This window comes from Gemmatimonadaceae bacterium, from assembly GCA_035606695.1.
Lineage (GTDB): Bacteria > Gemmatimonadota > Gemmatimonadetes > Gemmatimonadales > Gemmatimonadaceae > JAQBQB01.
This window is the reverse complement of the sequence record DATNEW010000008.1, coordinates 34,833-50,462: the sequence shown is the minus strand read 5'-3', so window position 1 is coordinate 50,462 and position 15,630 is coordinate 34,833. Positions and strand designations below refer to the sequence as shown.

The window sequence follows — 15,630 nt, the reverse complement described above, 5'->3', positions numbered from 1 at the left end:
CGGGGGACGGGAAGTTGTGGCCCGTGGTATCCGCACGCCCATCCGGTCCGCGAGGTAGCGAGGGGCCTTACGCGAGCGGGACCATTTTCGACCGGAGGATTCGGCGGTCGCGGGTGAGCAGCGGGACGTCGTGCACGACGCTCGTCGCAGCGATCAATTCGTCGGCGGGGTCGGCATTGAAGTCCAACTGGGTCGACTGAACGGCCACAGCAAGGTCGATCGGCCAGACGTGGATGCTCGAGAGGACACCGACGACATCACGGTGCGTCACGTCCAGGTCTACACGGCCGAGTTGGACGAGCTTGGCGATTTCCCAGAAAACGACGCCTGAAATGCTCCACGGCTGCGAGGTGAGCAGGCGGCGTTCCTTGGGGGTCAGCTCGCCGGCGAGAGCGAAGATGAGCACGTGCGTGTCGAGGTTAATCACTCGCGTCCCAAGCCACGCCGGTACTGCGGATGTCGCCTTTCACCGTCACGCGGCCGCGCAGCGAGCCGATGAGCGCGCCGGGCTCGTCGCGAAAGGGCAGCACGCGTGCGACCGGGCGGCCGTGTTTGGTCACCACGATACCGTCGTCCTCGAGGTGATCGAGGATGGCCAGGCATTGCTCCTTGAACTTTGCGGCGGCGATTCGCTTCATGGACATAATTTATAACTGGTCGGAAATTATGTCCAGAATAATGCGATGCCATGCGCGGTGCATCAGCCCGGCGGGCGGCGGTCAGTCGCCAAGTACGCTCGCGAAGTACTCGGCGAGATCGACCCGAAACGCCGTCGCCGCACCGTCGGGACGCCACTCGAGGACGTCCGTCACGACTTCCACGCGCGGCTCGGACGGCGTAGACCGCTCGACGGTTCGCGCATCCAAATCGACGAGCCAGTACTCGGGCACGCCTTCGTCTCGGTACAACGTGCGCTTCGCCACGCGATCCGCGCGGGCCGATGAGGGGGAGAGCACCTCGACCGCGAGAAGAAGGCGTCCGACGTCGGCGAACTTTTGAGGGCGAGGACCGTCGACCACCGGGACGACAAGGAGGTCTGGTTGAACGCCGCGCGTCGGCGAAAAGATGATGTCCACGGGAGCGAACAGAACCTCGCCGACTCGCCCGCTCCGGAGGTACTCGGCGACGAGAGAGTAGAGTGCGGCAATCGCGCGCTGATGCTTCCATGCTGGCGCGGGCGTCACGAACAACTCGCCGTCGATGACCTCGTACCGGTTGCCGTCGTCCGGCAAATCCTCGAGATCGGCGACCGTCCACTGTCGCTTGACCATTGGCATGTGCATACGCTACGTCCTCGGCGCCGAGTTATGCAAGGCTGCATGCGGGAGAGTATCGCATGCGCTCGGCGGACGAAGCATCAATCCATCGCGTACGTGGCGATTTGATGTCCTGCGGCGAATTCGTCGTCATCCCGAACGGAGCGAGGGATCCAACATCCGGAAGGAGAGCCCTCTATCGCGAACGCTAGATCCCTCGCCGCTTCGCTCCTCGGGATGACAAACTCACACCAAATCCGCCGTCGCCAGTCGCGAGAACAACCCGCCGCGCGCGATGAGCTCCGCATGCGTCCCCGCTTCGACCACGCGCCCACGCTCGAGCACGACGACGCGATCGGCGCGCCGCACGGTGCTCAAGCGATGCGCGATGATCAACGTCGAGCGGCCGCGTAAGAGATCTTCCATGGCCGACTCCACCGCCCGCTCGCTCTCGGTGTCGAGGCTCGACGTCGCCTCGTCGAGTACCACGACCGCGGGGTTCTTGAGAAACACGCGCGCGATCGCGAGGCGCTGCCGTTGGCCGCCGGACAACTTTACGCCGCGCTCGCCAACGCGCGTGTCGAGCCCTTCCGGCAAACGCTCGATGAACTCCCAGGCGTGCGCCCCGCGCGCCGCGGCGACGATCTCCGCTTCCGAGGGCATCGGCCCGGCTTCGCCAGGGCGCGCATACGCGATGTTCTCGCGAATGGTGCCGCTGAACAGCGCGGGCTCCTGCGGCACCATGCCGATCGCGCCGCGGAGGTCGGCGAATGCCAATTTCCTAATATCAATTCCATCAAGCGTGATGCGGCCGCCCGTCACGTCCCAGAAGCGCGGCAGGAGCGACGCGACGGTCGTCTTCCCGGCGCCGGACGGCCCGACGAGGGCCACCACCTCGCCCGGCGCGATGCGCAGCGTCACGTCGATCAATACTTCCGGCGCGTCGGATGAATAGCGAAAACTCACGCTCTCCAATGCCACGGCGCCGCGCACCGGCTTGACCAACGCCGCCGGATGCGCCGGCTCCGCCACCTCCGCATGGACGTCGAGCAACTCGAACACGCGTGAGGCGGCACCCAAGGCTTCCTGGTAGCTGCCGAAAAGCGAGGCGAGCGACCCCACCGCGGCCGCGACCGTGATCGCATAGAGTAGGAACGAGACCAGGGCGCCAGGCGTCAGCGCACCGTCGAGCACGAGCTGGCCGCCTTCCCACAGCACGGCAACGACACCGGCGAACGCAACGAATCCGACGATGCCGAAGAACATCGCGCGAATCTTCGCGCGATTCACCGCCGCCGTGACGACGTCCGCCAGCTGATCGCGGTAGCGGCGCGTCTCCTCCGCCTCGCGGCGAAAACTCTGCACCGTGCGAATCTGCGAGAACGCCTCATCGGCATGCGCCATCGCCTCGGCCACACGATCCTGCACGCCGGTGCTCGCGCGGCGCAGGCGCCGGCCGAAGTAGAATGCCGCGGTGACGACGATGGGCACGACGGCGAGCGTCGTCGTCGTGAGGCGCGGATGCGTGAGCGAGAGCATCACGAGGCCGCCGATCAGGAACAATCCCTGTCGCGACATCTCCGAGATCCACGTGCTCATCAACGATTGCAGCACGGCGAGATCCGCCGAGAGCCGGCTCGTGAGCTCGCCCGTGCGGCGCTCGGTAAAGAAGCCCGGGGACAATCGCACGAGATGCGCGAACGCATCCTCGCGCAGCGCGGCGATCACGCGCTCCGTCGTCGACGTGAGCAGATAGACCTGGACGAAATTCATCAGGCCCTGGAGCGCGAAAAGCGCGACGAGACCGAGCGCGATGCGATCGAGCAGCGCGCGATCATGATTCTGGAATGCCGCGTCGAGCAGATGCCGCACGATCTGCGGAAACGCGAGGCCGACGGCCGCGGCGACGAGCAGGCAGATCGCGGCCACGACGAGTCGGCCGCTGTACGGCTTCAGTCGCGGAAGAAGTCTGCCGAGCGGCTTGGGAGAACCGAGGCGGCGCGAGCGCTTATCGGAGCGGGAGAGCGACGGTGAAGTCAAACGAAGGACCCAGGCGGTCCACGACCATCGCCGCGAACAGCAACGCCAGATAGAGAAGAGAGAACTTGTAGAGCCGCCACGCGGGCTTGTTCCACTCGGTGGCGCGAATGACCGCCACCACGTCTCTCACGAACAATCCTCCGAGCACGAGCGCGCTCACGAGGTAAATCGGGCCGAGCGCGCGGAACGCGACCGGTAGCACGGTGAGGGGAATGAGAATGAGCGTATACCACAACATCTGCCGCTTCGTTTCACGCTCGCCCCAGACAAGCGGCGCCATGGGCACGCCGGCGCGCCCGTAGTCTTTCTGCTTGAGCAGCGCGAGCGCCCAGAAGTGCGGCGGCGTCCAGTAGAAAATGACGAGGAAGAGGTAGACGGCGAGCAGATCGATGTGATTCGTCACCGCCGCCCAGCCGACGAGCGGCGGGAATGCGCCTGCCGCGCCGCCGATCACGATGTTCTGCGGCGTACTGCGCTTGAGCCACCGCGTGTAGACGAAGACGTAGAAGTAGAATCCCGCCAGCGCGAGCGCGGCCGTGAGCACGTTCGCCGCGGCGGCGAACAGATACGTTGCTCCGGTCGAGAGCAGCACGCCGAACGCGAGCACCTCGCGCGGCTGCATGCGTCCACTCGGGATGGGACGCAGCCGCGTGCGCGACATGCGATCGTCGATGTCGCGGTCCATGTACATGTTCACCGCGTTCGCGCCGCCGGCCATGAGATAGCCGCCGACAAATACGGCGAGCACGAGCGACCAGCTCGGATGTCCCGCGACGTACATCGGCGCGATCGTCGTGACGAGCAGCAGCGAGATGATGCGCGGCTTCGTCAGCGCGACGAGGTCGCGCGCGAACGACTTCGAGCGAGAGGCGATCACCGCTTCGCTCACAGCAGGTCGGCTCCGCGCGCGACGATGACGGCCATGGTGGGTGGTGGCGGAGGCAGCGGCGAGAGTGGTTTGACGTCCTGAAGGAGCGACGCGGCGCTCGCGTCATCCCGAGAGAGCGAAGGGACCGAGGGATCTTGCGTCGCCGTCAGAGTGACTGGCCTCTCTACCGTGATGCCAGATTCCTCGCTTCGCTCGGAATGACGAACGGGCTCGGAATGACGAACGGGCTCCGAATGACGAACGGGCTCGGAATGACGAACGGGCGCGCTTGTGCCGCCCGCTGTTTCCGGCACGGTACGCGCCGCGATCCGCGCCAAATACGCCAGCACGAAGCAGCTGAGCCAAATGCCAACGCCGGTCGCTTCGTGCAACGACCGCAAGACTGGCGGAAGGTGTCCGAGAATCATCGCGGATGCGACGACGAGCTGCAGCAGCACCATGCCGAGCGCGATGTGCGCCGCGCGCACCACGACAGGCGCTTCCGACGCGCGCCGCTTGCGCATCATCGTCACGACGCCGATCAAGTGGAGCACCAACAGCACCGCGATCGTGCGATGCAACATCTGAATGTCGATGCTCGAGCGCGCGACGCTCGGATTCGGACCACACAGCGGAACCGTCGTGCACCCGACGGAGGCGCCGGGCATTTTCGCGGTGAGACCGCCCATCGCCACCGCGAAGATCGCCATTACCGCGGCGGCGAATGCCGAGCGCGCGGCGCGTGACGTTCCGCGTTGCACGCGCGCGCTCGCGCCACCGAGCGTGCCGCTGCGGATCGCCGTCATCGCGACCATGGCGAGAAGCGTCATCGCCACGAGCCAGTGCGCGACGGTTGCCCACGGCGCGTTGCCCATTTTGACAGTGACGCCACCGAGAATCGCGGCGGCGAACACGGCGGCGACGGCGCCGAGCGCCGAGCGCATGGGGCCGCCGCGTCCGCCGGTTTCGGCGCGATTGCGCACCGCGACGAACGCGAGCGACAGCACCGTCAATGTGAGAATCGACGCGAGGTAGCGGTGGCTTACTTCAACGATGAGATCGGGGCGGCTGAACGGCGGAATCCAATAGCCGTAGCACTTGGGCCAGTTTTCCCCGCAGCCCAGCCCCGAGCCCGAGATACGGACGATGGCGCCGAACACGAGATGCGTGCACGCGACGACGAGCGCCGCGATCGATAGACGACGGGTATTGTTCACGGCGCGAGCGTGGCCGCGACAGCCGATGCCGGTGATTCCGGTGATGCGGGCGATGCGGGCGATGCGGGGGCGTGAATCGCCGACCATGTGAACACGAGCACGACGGCGAGCGCGATGCCGGGCAACACCGCCCACGCGATCTCGACGACGCGCGGCGATGCGGTCGCGGACGAGGTCGGCTGCGATGAGCCCTCGGCGAACGTGCGCGAGGCGACGACGGAACGAATGATCGCCAACTGGGCGACCGTACAACACGCGACGGCGATCCAGAAAATCGCGTCAGCGAGGGAGTGAGGCATTGGGAGTGGGCTGAAATACGAGATGAAAACTAGGCGAGAGACGCGAGAACTGCGACCGCCGCCCTTTCAGGCCCACCGCCCAGCGCCCATCGCCCAACGCTCAGTATCCCACCGCCGCCGGCTCATCTCCGATCTTCTGCCCGTTTCGCCACGTGTTCGGGCAAAGCGGGTGCGTGTAGATCGACGGACGGTCCGTCTTCGAGTATTGAATGTCGTCCACCGCCGGTCCCTTCGCCGGGTCGAGTCCCGCGAAATGCCGAACGCGTTTCGCGATCTCGTGATCCGCGCACGGCGTATCGCCGCTGATTCCGAGCCCGCCGACGATCCGGCCATTCTTGTAGAGCGGCACGCCGCCGCCGAACGCGATCGCGCCGCCGCAGATCTTGATGTCGTTGTTGGGATCGAGGCACTGCGGATTGAACGGCGCGGGCTGGCTCACGCCCCAGAGCGAATGGCCGGGTTGCGTGAACGTGTACAAGCGCGCGGTAGACATTGCGGCCGTGTCGGTGCTGAAGCCGTTCGCGGTGAACGCCTTCGCCATCGAGATCGCGCGACTGCCGGGCCAGTAGCCGCCCGTCGAATCGCTCGGCGGGACGACCGCGCAAATCTGCCCGCTGCGATTCACGAGCGCGCCCCACTCGGCGCGGCCGTGGAACAGGCCGCCGGCTTCGCCCGAATCCGGCGCCGCCTTCAGATACTTGCCGAGGTCCGTGGCGCTCGGCAGCGCGTCGCAGCCTGCCGCGGCGACGACGCGCGGCGACTTGGCGTTCGTCGTGTCGAGCGACCCTTTCTCGTTGTTAGAGTTTTTGCATGCGGCCAGAGCGACCAGGAACGTCGCGGCCTGAGACCACGCGATGACTCTCCGCATCACGCCCTCCTCCATCGTTCGCGATTCACTTGAGGCTCGAGACGTAGGCCGCCACGGCGCGCAGCTGCGGGCCCGTGAACGCGCTGAGCGTCGGCATCTTGGTGCCGGGCTTGAGCGACTGCGCGTTGGCGATCCACCCCTCGAGGTTGCCGAGCGTGTTAGGCAAGGTTCCGGCCGCAATGGTGGACCGGCTGCCGAAGTGAGTCAGGTCGGGAGCCACCTGCGCGAGCGCCGGGGTGCCGCGCACGGTGTGGCAGAGCGCGCACGGTCCGGTAACGAACAGTTTCTGCCCCGCGGCGGTGACCGAGTCGCGTGGAGTGGCGCCGTCCGCCAACTGGGCGGCGGCCCATCGCCGGAACGTCGTCGAATCCTCGGCGATGACCGTGAGCCCCATGTGCGTGTGCTGCGTGCCGCAGTACTCCGCGCACGCTCCGGCGTACGTGCCGGCGCGACGCGCGACGAGCCGAAGATCGTTCGTGTCGCCGGGGATGACGTCGAGCTTCCCCTGAAGTTGCGGCACCCAGAAACTGTGAATCACGTCGCCGCTGGTGAGGATGATTCGTACCGGGCGGCCGACCGGAATGTGGATCTCGTTCGCGGTGCGGAAGTGCTGCGGCATCTCGGGGAACTCGTAGTCGAGCTGCCACCACCACTGCCGGCCGGTGACGTGAATCGTGACCACGGGATTTTTTTCGGGAAAGCGGCCCATGGCGGCGAGCGACACGACGAAGATCGCGAGCAGGACGATGCCGGGCATCACGGCGCCGCCCCAGATGATCCAGCCGGTGCCGGGATCGCTCAGGTCGACGTCGACGGAGTTGCGACGGCGATTGCGCAGCATCGCGGCGACCATCGTGAGCATGACGCCGGCGAAGATGATCGCTGACAGAATGATCATGAACCACGCGAGCTTCGAGACGCGCTCGGCGGAGTCGCTGGCGGTGGAGAAGATCGAGAGCGGGGTGTTGCAGCTGGTGACGATCGTCATCCCGAGCGGAGGCGCGCAGCGCCGGAGTCGACGGACCCTCTTCTCAGCGGTGCGCTGCATATGGCTCCTCCGTCGGGACGGGAGTCCCTCGACTCCCCTTCCCCTTCGCTACGCTCAGGGTCAGGGTCGCTCGGGATGACACGCGCAACGCGCCGCTACCGCGGAGGATCTGGCTCATCGGGCGTCCTCAGCGACTTGATGTACGTCACGATCTTCCAGATATCATCCGACGGCAGCTTCGAGCCCCACGACGGCATGCCGTGCTGCCGCCCTTCGGCGATCGACGCGAAGATCGACGCTTCGTCGCCACCGTAGTACCACGCGGAATCACGCAGGCTCGGACCCATGCCGCCGCCGGCGTGATCGCCGTGGCAGCCGGAGCAATTGTACCAATTGAAGAGACGGCGACCGTCCGCGAGCACACGCGTGTCGCCGGCGTACGGATTCTTGACCGGGATCAGCGCGCGGTCCGGCCCGGGCTGCGGTCCAATGAAGTACGCGTTCGCGGGCGGCGCTCCGGCGGCGGCTTGCGTATTCGATTCGTTCTGACACCCGGCGACCGCGATCGCGCCCACGGCCGCGGTCAATATCAATATTTGAATACGCATTTACTCATGACCCTCCAACCAGCGGCACGCCGTACTCGCCGAGCACGCGCCGGATGTCGTCATGGCGTCGCACGATCTCGGAATCGAGAAAGGCCTTCCGCGTGGTGTCGCCGCGCCGCACGCCCATCGAGATGCTGTACACGAACGGCAGGAACGGCGTGTCGATTCGCGGAGACACCGGCGTGACGACCAGCGGCACCGCGCTGTGCCGCGCGTAATAGCCGGCGAGCGGTCCCCACGCGATCGCCACGTCGACGTCTTTCCTCACCACGGCATCGAGCAGCCGGCTCGGCGGACTGGGCTCGTTGTAGTTGCCGTAGATCATGTAGCCGTGGATGTTCGCGCCGAGTCCGCGGTGCATGAGCGCCACGGCCGCGGGCGAGTTCGCATAATCGTCGCCCATCATGTGGATGCCGATGCGCGCGTGACGCAGCGAACGGTCGTCGAACGATTTCGGGCTCAGTCCGGCGTCGGCGCGCGTCACGAACACGTACGTCGACTGATAGTACGGAGCCGTTGCGGCGACCATGTCGTACCCCGACGGCACACCGATCACGACATCGCAATCACCCGCCTTGAGCGTGTTCCGAACGAACCCGCGTCGCTGCGGCCACCACGTGTACTCGAGGCGCGCGTGCATGTCGCTCGCGAGCATCGACGCGATCCGATTCTCGAAGCCGTGCTGCAGGCTGTCGGAGAAGGGGAGGTTGTTGGGGTCGGAGCAGACGCGGAGCGCTTCGCGCTGGGCGGTGGGCGATGGGCGATGGGCACTGCTCGTGAAACCCGCCATCATCACGATCAAAACCGCCCATCGCCCAGCGCCCAGCCCCCAGCGCGAACCCCAACGCTTAAAACGAAAAGACATACAACGTCCCTCCCATCCCCGACTTCTTCTTGAGATCCGGCACCGCGCCCGCGACGCCGAGTGCGGTGTAGGGATCGTCGAGCGAGATGTCGGGGAACGCGACGGCGCCCATCCAGCCGCCGATCCCCGAATACACGGCGACGTATTCCTTCCCGTCGGGACCGCGATAGGCGATCGGATTGCCGACGATGCCCGATCCCGTCTTGAACTGCCACAGCGGCGCGCAGCTGCGCGCGTCGATCGCCTTGAACCATCCGTCCATCGTGCCGTAGAACACGACGTCGCCCGCGGTCGCAAGCACACCGCTCCACAGCGGAAGATCCTCCTTCACATCGCACGTCGCTCGGCCGTGCACCGGATCCCACGCCACGAGATCGCCGCGATAGCCGCCGGGCCCCGGAAACATCTTCACGCTCGCGCCGAGGTACGGCGTGCCCGCGATGTAGTTCGCTTCGACACCCTCGTAGTCCATGCACACGTTGTGTGCGGGGACGTAGAGCAGCCCGGTGCGCGGCGAGAACGCGGACGGCTGTTGATCCTTCGCGCCCGTCGATGATGGACAAATATCCTTCGTGACGACGCCTTCGTGCGTGCGCTTCTCCGGCACTTCGATCGGCGCGCCGGTCTTGAGGTCGATGCCCTTCGCCCAGTTCGTCGGCTGATACATGTTGGCGTTGAGGATCTCGCCGGTCGCACGATCGAACGTGTAGACAAACCCGTCGCGCCCCGGATGGATGAGCAGCTTTCGCATCTGCCCGTTCACCGGCATGTCGACGGGAATGTTCTCCATGATCTCGTCGTAATCCCACGCGTCGTGCGCGACGAACTGATAGGCCCACTTCGCGTGGCCGGTCGCGGGATCGCGTGCCCACAGCGTGATGGACCACTTGTTGTCGCCCGGGCGCAGATCGGGATTCCACACGCCGGGATTCGCCGTCGCGTAGAAGAGGAGATTCAGCTCGGGATCGTAGCTGATCCATCCCCACACCGTCCCGCCGCCGAGCTTCCACTGATCTTTCGGCCACGTCGTGATTCCGAGATCCTTGCCGCGATCCTTCGCGTAAAACGGCTTGAACTCGGCGCCGATGAGCGCATCCGCGTCGGAGCCGGTGTTGTACGCCTTCCACAGCGGCTTGCCCGTGCCGAGATCGAGCGCCTCGGCGTATCCGCGCACGCCGAGCTCCGCGCCCGCGTCGCCGACGATGACGGCGTTCTTCACGACGAGCGGCGCACCGGTCATCGTCTCGCCGATGCTGATGTCGCCGACGCGCGTGCGCCACACTTCCTTGCCGCTCTTCGCGTCGACGGCGACCGTCTGCGCGTCGAGCGTGTTGTAAATGATCTTGCCGTCCGCGTACACGGCGCCGCGGTTGATGATGTCGCAGCAGGCGATGCCGACCGAACGCGGATCGGGGTTCGGCGCATAGACCCAGTTGAGCGCACCGCCCGGTTTCGTGAGATCGATCGAGTATAAGAGATTTGGAAACGGTGTGACGACGTACATCGTGCTGCCGATCACGAGCGGTTGCCCCTCGTGGCCGTGCAGCACGCTGGTCGAGAACGTCGTCGCGACTTTCAGGTTCTTGACGTTCGAGACGTTGATGTCGGTGAGCGGACTGTAGCGGCTGCCGCCAAAATCGCGGCCCGGCATCGTCCATTCGCCGGAGCCCTGCGCGTTATCGTTGCCTGGCGGCAGGGCGACCGCGTTCGCGGGTGCGTTCGGTGCACTCGTGAGCGTCGTGTCGTGCGTTCCCGTGCGCTGCGCGGTATCGGCCTCGCCGGCGCGCGCGTTCCGGCACGCGGTGGCGATGAAGCTCGCGCCAACGAGCACGCAAGTCATCGCCATCAATTCACATTGCCGCCTCATGAGAGAATCCTCATTGATCGTCTACCGCAGCGTGTACAGATAGGCCGTGATGTCGCGGGCCGATTGTGGCGTGACGCCAAGGTTCGGCATCGCGGTGTTTGGTTCGATGGACGGCGGATCCTCGATCCACCGCATCATGTTCTCGGGCGTGTTCGGCAGCGCGCCGGCGATGAGCGATCGCCGCGCGATGCCCGTGAGCGGCGGCCCAACCTCGCCGTGCGCGGGGCCGACGCCGGCGATCGTATGACAGGCGCCGCAGCCCATGGCCTCGACAGCCTGCTTGCCGCGCGTCACGTCGCCGCCGGGAACGACGCTCCGCGCCGGCTGCGCACAACTCGCCGTCACGACAACCGCCGCGAGCGCGACGCGTGACACAACTCTTCGCGGCTCGAGCCATTTCACGAACAGCACGCTCATCGCGGCCACATAGATCAAGCCGCCCGGCACCCACATGATCAGCCCGGCGAGCGTTTGATCTTCCATCGCCGTCAGGCCCCACCGTGCGGCGCCCGCCCCCTGCGCCGGATACAGCAGATGATGCGACAACGTGATCAGTGCACCGAGCACGCCGGTTTGCATGGCGGTGAGAAACAGTGTCCCGATGCCGAGTGCATATGCGGTGCGACGCGCGGTACGAGGATGCGCGATCGGCCACCAGACCAACATCGCCGTGCCGACGAAGCTCGCGTGCTCGGCGGCATGGATCCATTCGCTGCGCAACGCCAGCTGATACAGCGATGGCGCATGCCACGTCCACATCGCGATGAGATGAATGAACCAGCCGATCGCCGGCGCGGTGATGGCGAGCCACGCCGCGCGCAAGGCGCGCCGACGATGCAGCCACGCAACTACGCGCCGCCTCCGACCCGCGGGCAACGCCCAGATGAACGCGGTGAACGGTGCACCGAAAACCAAAAAAGGAGGGACGACGGCCGCCAACAACACATGCTGCGTCATGTGCGCCGAGAAGAGATCGTCCGCCATTGCGTCGAGTGGCGACAGGAGTGCGACGGCGGTGACAATGATGCCGATGCCGAACATCGCCGCTTGACGCGCGCTGATCGAACGTCCGACGCCCGCGCGGCGCCACGCGGCGCGCACCCCGATCGCGTAACAGCAAGTCGCGGCGAGGAGCATCAGCGCGATCATCATCGTGCCTGGCTGCACGCGTTGACGAAGAACGGCGGAATGCCGAACATCACGATGCCGCCCAAGAACAACACGCTCGTCAGCACACCGACGAATGCCATGAATTGCGCGCGCCCGAGCTCCGACGGTGGCTCGCGACCAGGTTGCGGAAGGGCGCGCCAGCTGCCGATCGCCGTTACGAGACCGATCAGGCTGACGACGATCGCGACGACGGCAATGATCACCTGAGTCACACGCGGGTTCGCCGTGCCGAGCAGTGGCACGCCCGCCGTCCCGGGCTCGCAGCTTCGCGCCGCGAGGTAATAGCCAACGATCTCCATCAGTACCCACGCGCACGGCGCCGCGAGCACACCAACCCACAGACGCTTGAGCCCGACCGGCAACTGCCGAACGCCTTCCTCATGTGTCGTCGAAGGTGCCGTCATCGCTCCTCCTAGTACCAACGCGGCGACAAGTACAACGACGTGAGAATCACGAGCCACACGCCGTCGACGAAGTGCCAGTAGATCGACGCGTTCTTGATCGCGAGCGGATAGCGCGGCGGCGCGGTGCCGCGCCATTCACGGAGCAGCGCCCAGCCGAGAAAGAGCACGCCGAACGCCACGTGGATGCCGTGGAGGCCCGTGATCGTGAAGAAGATCGACTCGTACGCATGCTCGGTCGGACCGGCATGCTTCAACTTCTCGTGATATTCACGGGCTTGAATGAGCAGAAACACAACGCCGAGCAGCATCGTGACGAGCGTGCCGAGGCGGTATTTGATCGCCGAGCCGCGCTTGTGTGCCTGTTCGGCGAGAAAGCACGTCACGCTGCTCGAGAGCAGCACGGCCGTCATGATGAGCGGAAGCTCGAGCTCGGGCTTGGGCGTTCCCGCCGGCGGCCAGAACTTGTTTTCGAGCCCGAGATAGAAGTAGCTGGCGATGAGCGAGGCGAAGAGCGCACCCTCGTTCAACAGGAAGATGACCATTCCCCACCAGCCGACCTGCTCCTTCGGGTTGCTTGGCGCCGGCAGGAGATGGTCGTCGCGCATCTCGATCGCGGCGGAGCTCATACTTCGGTCTCCAGCACTTTCTCCGAGCTCGGCCACATCCAGCGTGCCATGCAGAAGAGGCTCGCGGCGACGCCGATAGCCGACCACGCGTACGACCGCACGAGCAGCGCCGCGAACGCGAGCAGCAGCGTGAGCGGCATGACGATGCTCCAGACGCTGTCGTTCGGCATCTCGACGGGCTCCTCGAGCGTGGCGTCGAGCGTCGACGTGCGCGGTGTCAGTCGCGCGTTGTCGTATGACGGCCCCGGCGTGTAGCCGCCGTCCCACAGCGGGTCACGTGAATGAACGACCGGGATATGAGCAAAGTTGAAATGCTCCGGCGGCGACGTGGCGAGCCACTCGAGCGATCCGGCGCCCCACGGATTGTCGCCCGCTGCCTCTCCCGCGACTCGGCCGCGAAGAAAATTCCACAGCGTGAGCAGGAGGCCAAGCGCAAGAACGTATGCGCCAATCGTCGACAACAGATTCATCGTGCCGAAGCCGCTCGAGCCGCTGTACGTGTAGACGCGCCGCGGCATGCCCATCAAGCCGCTGATGTGCATCGGGAAGAACGCGACGTTGAATCCGATGAACATCAACCAGAAGCTGATCTTGCCGAGACGCTCTCCCATCATGAAGCCGAACATCTTCGGCACCCAGTAGTAGAGCCCGGCCATCACGCCGAACAACGTGCCGCCGGCGAGCACATAGTGGATGTGCGCGACGACGAAGTACGTGTCCGTGACCTGCCAGTCGAACGGCACGGCCGCGGTCATCACGCCGCTGATGCCGCCGATGACGAACTGGAAGATGAACGCCAGGGCGAACAACATCGGCGTCGAGAGCACCACGCGTCCGTACCACATCGTGGCGAGCCATCCGAAGATCGTGACCGCGCTCGGTATCGAGACGGTCATGCTCGCGGCGCCGAAGAAGCTCATCGAGAGCTGCGGCAGTCCGGTGGCGAACATGTGGTGCACCCACACGCCGAAACCGATCAAGCCGGTCACGACCGTGGCGAGCGCCATGAACGTGTGGCCCACCATCGGCCGCCGGCAAAACGTGGGGATCACCATCGACAGCATGCCCGTCGCCGGAAGAAAGACGATGTACACCCAGGGATGGCCGAATACCCAGAACAGATGCTGCCACAGCAGCGGACTGCCGCCGTGCGAGGGATCAAAGAACACGAAATGCCAGCGGCGCTCGAGCTCGAGAAAGCCGAGCGCGGCGGTGAGCGGCGGCATACAGAAGATCACCGCCGCGGACATCGTGAGCGAGCTCCACATGAAGAGCGGCATGCGGTCGATCGACATGCCGGGCGCGCGGAGCTTGAGGATGGTGACGATCGAGTTCGCCGCACCGACGGTCGTCGCGATCCCGAGAAAGATCAGGCCGAGACAGTAGAAGTCGATGTTGAAGCCGGTGTTGTACTGGATGCTCGCCAGCGGCGTGTAGTTGAACCAGCCGGCGTTCGGCGCCTGGCCGATGAAAAAGCTGGCGTACATGAAAACGCCGGCGAGCAGAAACACGTAATAGCTGAACGCGTTCAGGCGCGGAAACGCGAGCTCGCGCGCGCCGATCATGAGCGGCGTCAGATAAAAGCTGAAGCCGGACAGCACGGGTTGGACGAACAGGAACATCATCGTCACGCCGTGCATGGTCATGAGCTGATTGTACGCGTCGGGCGAAAGCAGGTGGTTGTCGGGACGCGCGAGCTGCAGCCGGATGATCGCGGCCTCGACGCCGCCGAGGAAGAAGAAGAGGAACGCGGTGTAGATGTATCGCTTGCCGAGCTTCTTGTGGTCGACCGTGGACAACCACGCGAGCCAGTTGTGCGGCGTCTCCCACAAGTCGGTCAGACGCCGCTCGAGCGTGGGATCGCCCTGACTGATTTGGTCGGCTATCGAAGTCACAATGGTTCTCCCCGCCGGTGCGTACCGGAGTGGATACGCGCCGCCGCAACGAGACGTACCGGTCTACAAGAACCGTACCGATTATAGTGACGTCAATACATTTACTTCCGACGTCGACGCCTTGCTCTGCGCCGCTCGTCCAATGTGTGCATCGCGAATAGCGTTCCGACCGCGATGGCCGTGGCCGCGCCAATGCCAATGCCGCGCGCGCGCCGCGTCGGCAGCGCCTCGCGCGATTCGCGGAGATTGAGAACGGCGATCGCGGCGGTGATGAACGCGCCCGCGATGCAGTATGCGCACCAGGTATGAAGGCGATACCGCATCTGCCACAGGAACCAGGCAGCCACGCTCACTTCGACGACGCTCTTCGCCGCAATGCTCAGTGGAATCCACGGCCGGGTTCGCGCACGATCTTCGCCGCCGGCGAGAGCGAGAGGAATGTTCGCCACCAGCCCGGTGATGGCGAGCGGTGTATCAGGAATTCCAAAGACGAACGCGGGCCCGCTCGACATGACCGCGTTCGAGTCGAAACCCTTGACGGGCAGATCGGGGAGTCGCCGAATGACGCCAAACTGCTTCAGCGCGCCAGCGGTCATGTTTGCCGCGCCCAGTGCCGACAAGCCGATGATCCAACGTCGTTCGGTCGTCAGGTGTGTCAC

General features: G+C 65.4%; 17 protein-coding genes. All 17 read right to left on the bottom strand.

The features are described 5' to 3' along the window. Window positions 1–67: 67 nt before the first annotated feature. Entirely contained in the window at window positions 68–427 is a 360-nt protein-coding gene (locus VN706_02020; GenBank protein ID HXT14376.1) for a type II toxin-antitoxin system VapC family toxin, read from the bottom strand. Continuing rightward, on the bottom strand, window positions 420–638 hold the full coding sequence (locus tag VN706_02015) for a type II toxin-antitoxin system prevent-host-death family antitoxin (GenBank protein ID HXT14375.1): 219 nt from the start codon (window positions 636–638) through the stop codon (window positions 420–422). Before VN706_02015 ends, VN706_02020 begins: the two co-directional genes overlap by 8 nt. Before the next feature lie 81 nt (window positions 639–719). Next, on the bottom strand, window positions 720–1,283 hold the full coding sequence (locus VN706_02010; GenBank protein ID HXT14374.1) for a Uma2 family endonuclease: 564 nt from the start codon (window positions 1,281–1,283) through the stop codon (window positions 720–722). A gap of 219 nt (window positions 1,284–1,502) precedes the next feature. Continuing rightward, the gene (locus VN706_02005; GenBank protein ID HXT14373.1) at window positions 1,503–3,185 is read right to left on the bottom strand and encodes an ABC transporter transmembrane domain-containing protein; all 1,683 of its coding nucleotides are present in this window, start codon (window positions 3,183–3,185) and stop codon (window positions 1,503–1,505) included. A gap of 79 nt (window positions 3,186–3,264) precedes the next feature. Further along, on the bottom strand, window positions 3,265–4,173 hold the full coding sequence (locus VN706_02000) for a heme o synthase (protein HXT14372.1): 909 nt from the start codon (window positions 4,171–4,173) through the stop codon (window positions 3,265–3,267). A gap of 8 nt (window positions 4,174–4,181) precedes the next feature. Continuing rightward, window positions 4,182–5,381: a COX15/CtaA family protein gene (locus VN706_01995; protein ID HXT14371.1), complete on the bottom strand. Its 1,200-nt coding sequence runs from the start codon at window positions 5,379–5,381 to the stop codon at window positions 4,182–4,184. Next, on the bottom strand, window positions 5,378–5,680 hold the full coding sequence (locus VN706_01990; protein ID HXT14370.1) for a hypothetical protein: 303 nt from the start codon (window positions 5,678–5,680) through the stop codon (window positions 5,378–5,380). The genes VN706_01995 and VN706_01990 overlap by 4 nt, the downstream gene beginning before the upstream one ends. Before the next feature lie 100 nt (window positions 5,681–5,780). Next, window positions 5,781–6,548, bottom strand: a complete 768-nt coding sequence (locus tag VN706_01985) for a heme-binding protein (protein HXT14369.1) — start codon at window positions 6,546–6,548, stop codon at window positions 5,781–5,783. 25 nt (window positions 6,549–6,573) lie between these two features. Continuing rightward, entirely contained in the window at window positions 6,574–7,536 is a 963-nt protein-coding gene (coxB, locus tag VN706_01980) for a cytochrome c oxidase subunit II (GenBank protein HXT14368.1), read from the bottom strand. A 155-nt stretch (window positions 7,537–7,691) separates the two neighbouring features. Continuing rightward, window positions 7,692–8,144: a c-type cytochrome gene (locus VN706_01975; GenBank protein HXT14367.1), complete on the bottom strand. Its 453-nt coding sequence runs from the start codon at window positions 8,142–8,144 to the stop codon at window positions 7,692–7,694. Window positions 8,145–8,148: 4 nt separating this feature from the next. After that, window positions 8,149–9,009: a substrate-binding domain-containing protein gene (locus VN706_01970; protein HXT14366.1), complete on the bottom strand. Its 861-nt coding sequence runs from the start codon at window positions 9,007–9,009 to the stop codon at window positions 8,149–8,151. Beyond that, window positions 8,993–10,849 carry a methanol/ethanol family PQQ-dependent dehydrogenase gene (locus tag VN706_01965; GenBank protein ID HXT14365.1) on the bottom strand — a complete coding sequence of 619 codons (1,857 nt, stop codon included), beginning with the start codon at window positions 10,847–10,849 and terminating at the stop codon, window positions 8,993–8,995. Before VN706_01965 ends, VN706_01970 begins: the two co-directional genes overlap by 17 nt. A gap of 48 nt (window positions 10,850–10,897) precedes the next feature. Beyond that, on the bottom strand, window positions 10,898–12,028 hold the full coding sequence (locus VN706_01960; protein HXT14364.1) for a cytochrome c oxidase assembly protein: 1,131 nt from the start codon (window positions 12,026–12,028) through the stop codon (window positions 10,898–10,900). Then, window positions 12,025–12,450, bottom strand: coding sequence for a hypothetical protein (locus tag VN706_01955; GenBank protein HXT14363.1), 426 nt, complete (start codon window positions 12,448–12,450; stop codon window positions 12,025–12,027). The genes VN706_01960 and VN706_01955 overlap by 4 nt, the downstream gene beginning before the upstream one ends. A gap of 8 nt (window positions 12,451–12,458) precedes the next feature. Beyond that, window positions 12,459–13,076 carry a heme-copper oxidase subunit III gene (locus VN706_01950; protein HXT14362.1) on the bottom strand — a complete coding sequence of 206 codons (618 nt, stop codon included), beginning with the start codon at window positions 13,074–13,076 and terminating at the stop codon, window positions 12,459–12,461. Next, complete coding sequence (gene ctaD / locus VN706_01945) at window positions 13,073–14,971, bottom strand: cytochrome c oxidase subunit I (protein HXT14361.1); 1,899 nt, start codon at window positions 14,969–14,971, stop codon at window positions 13,073–13,075. Before ctaD ends, VN706_01950 begins: the two co-directional genes overlap by 4 nt. 101 nt (window positions 14,972–15,072) lie before the next feature. Beyond that, window positions 15,073–15,630 (bottom strand): vitamin K epoxide reductase family protein, encoded by a 558-nt coding sequence (locus VN706_01940; GenBank protein ID HXT14360.1) that lies wholly within the window; start codon window positions 15,628–15,630, stop codon window positions 15,073–15,075.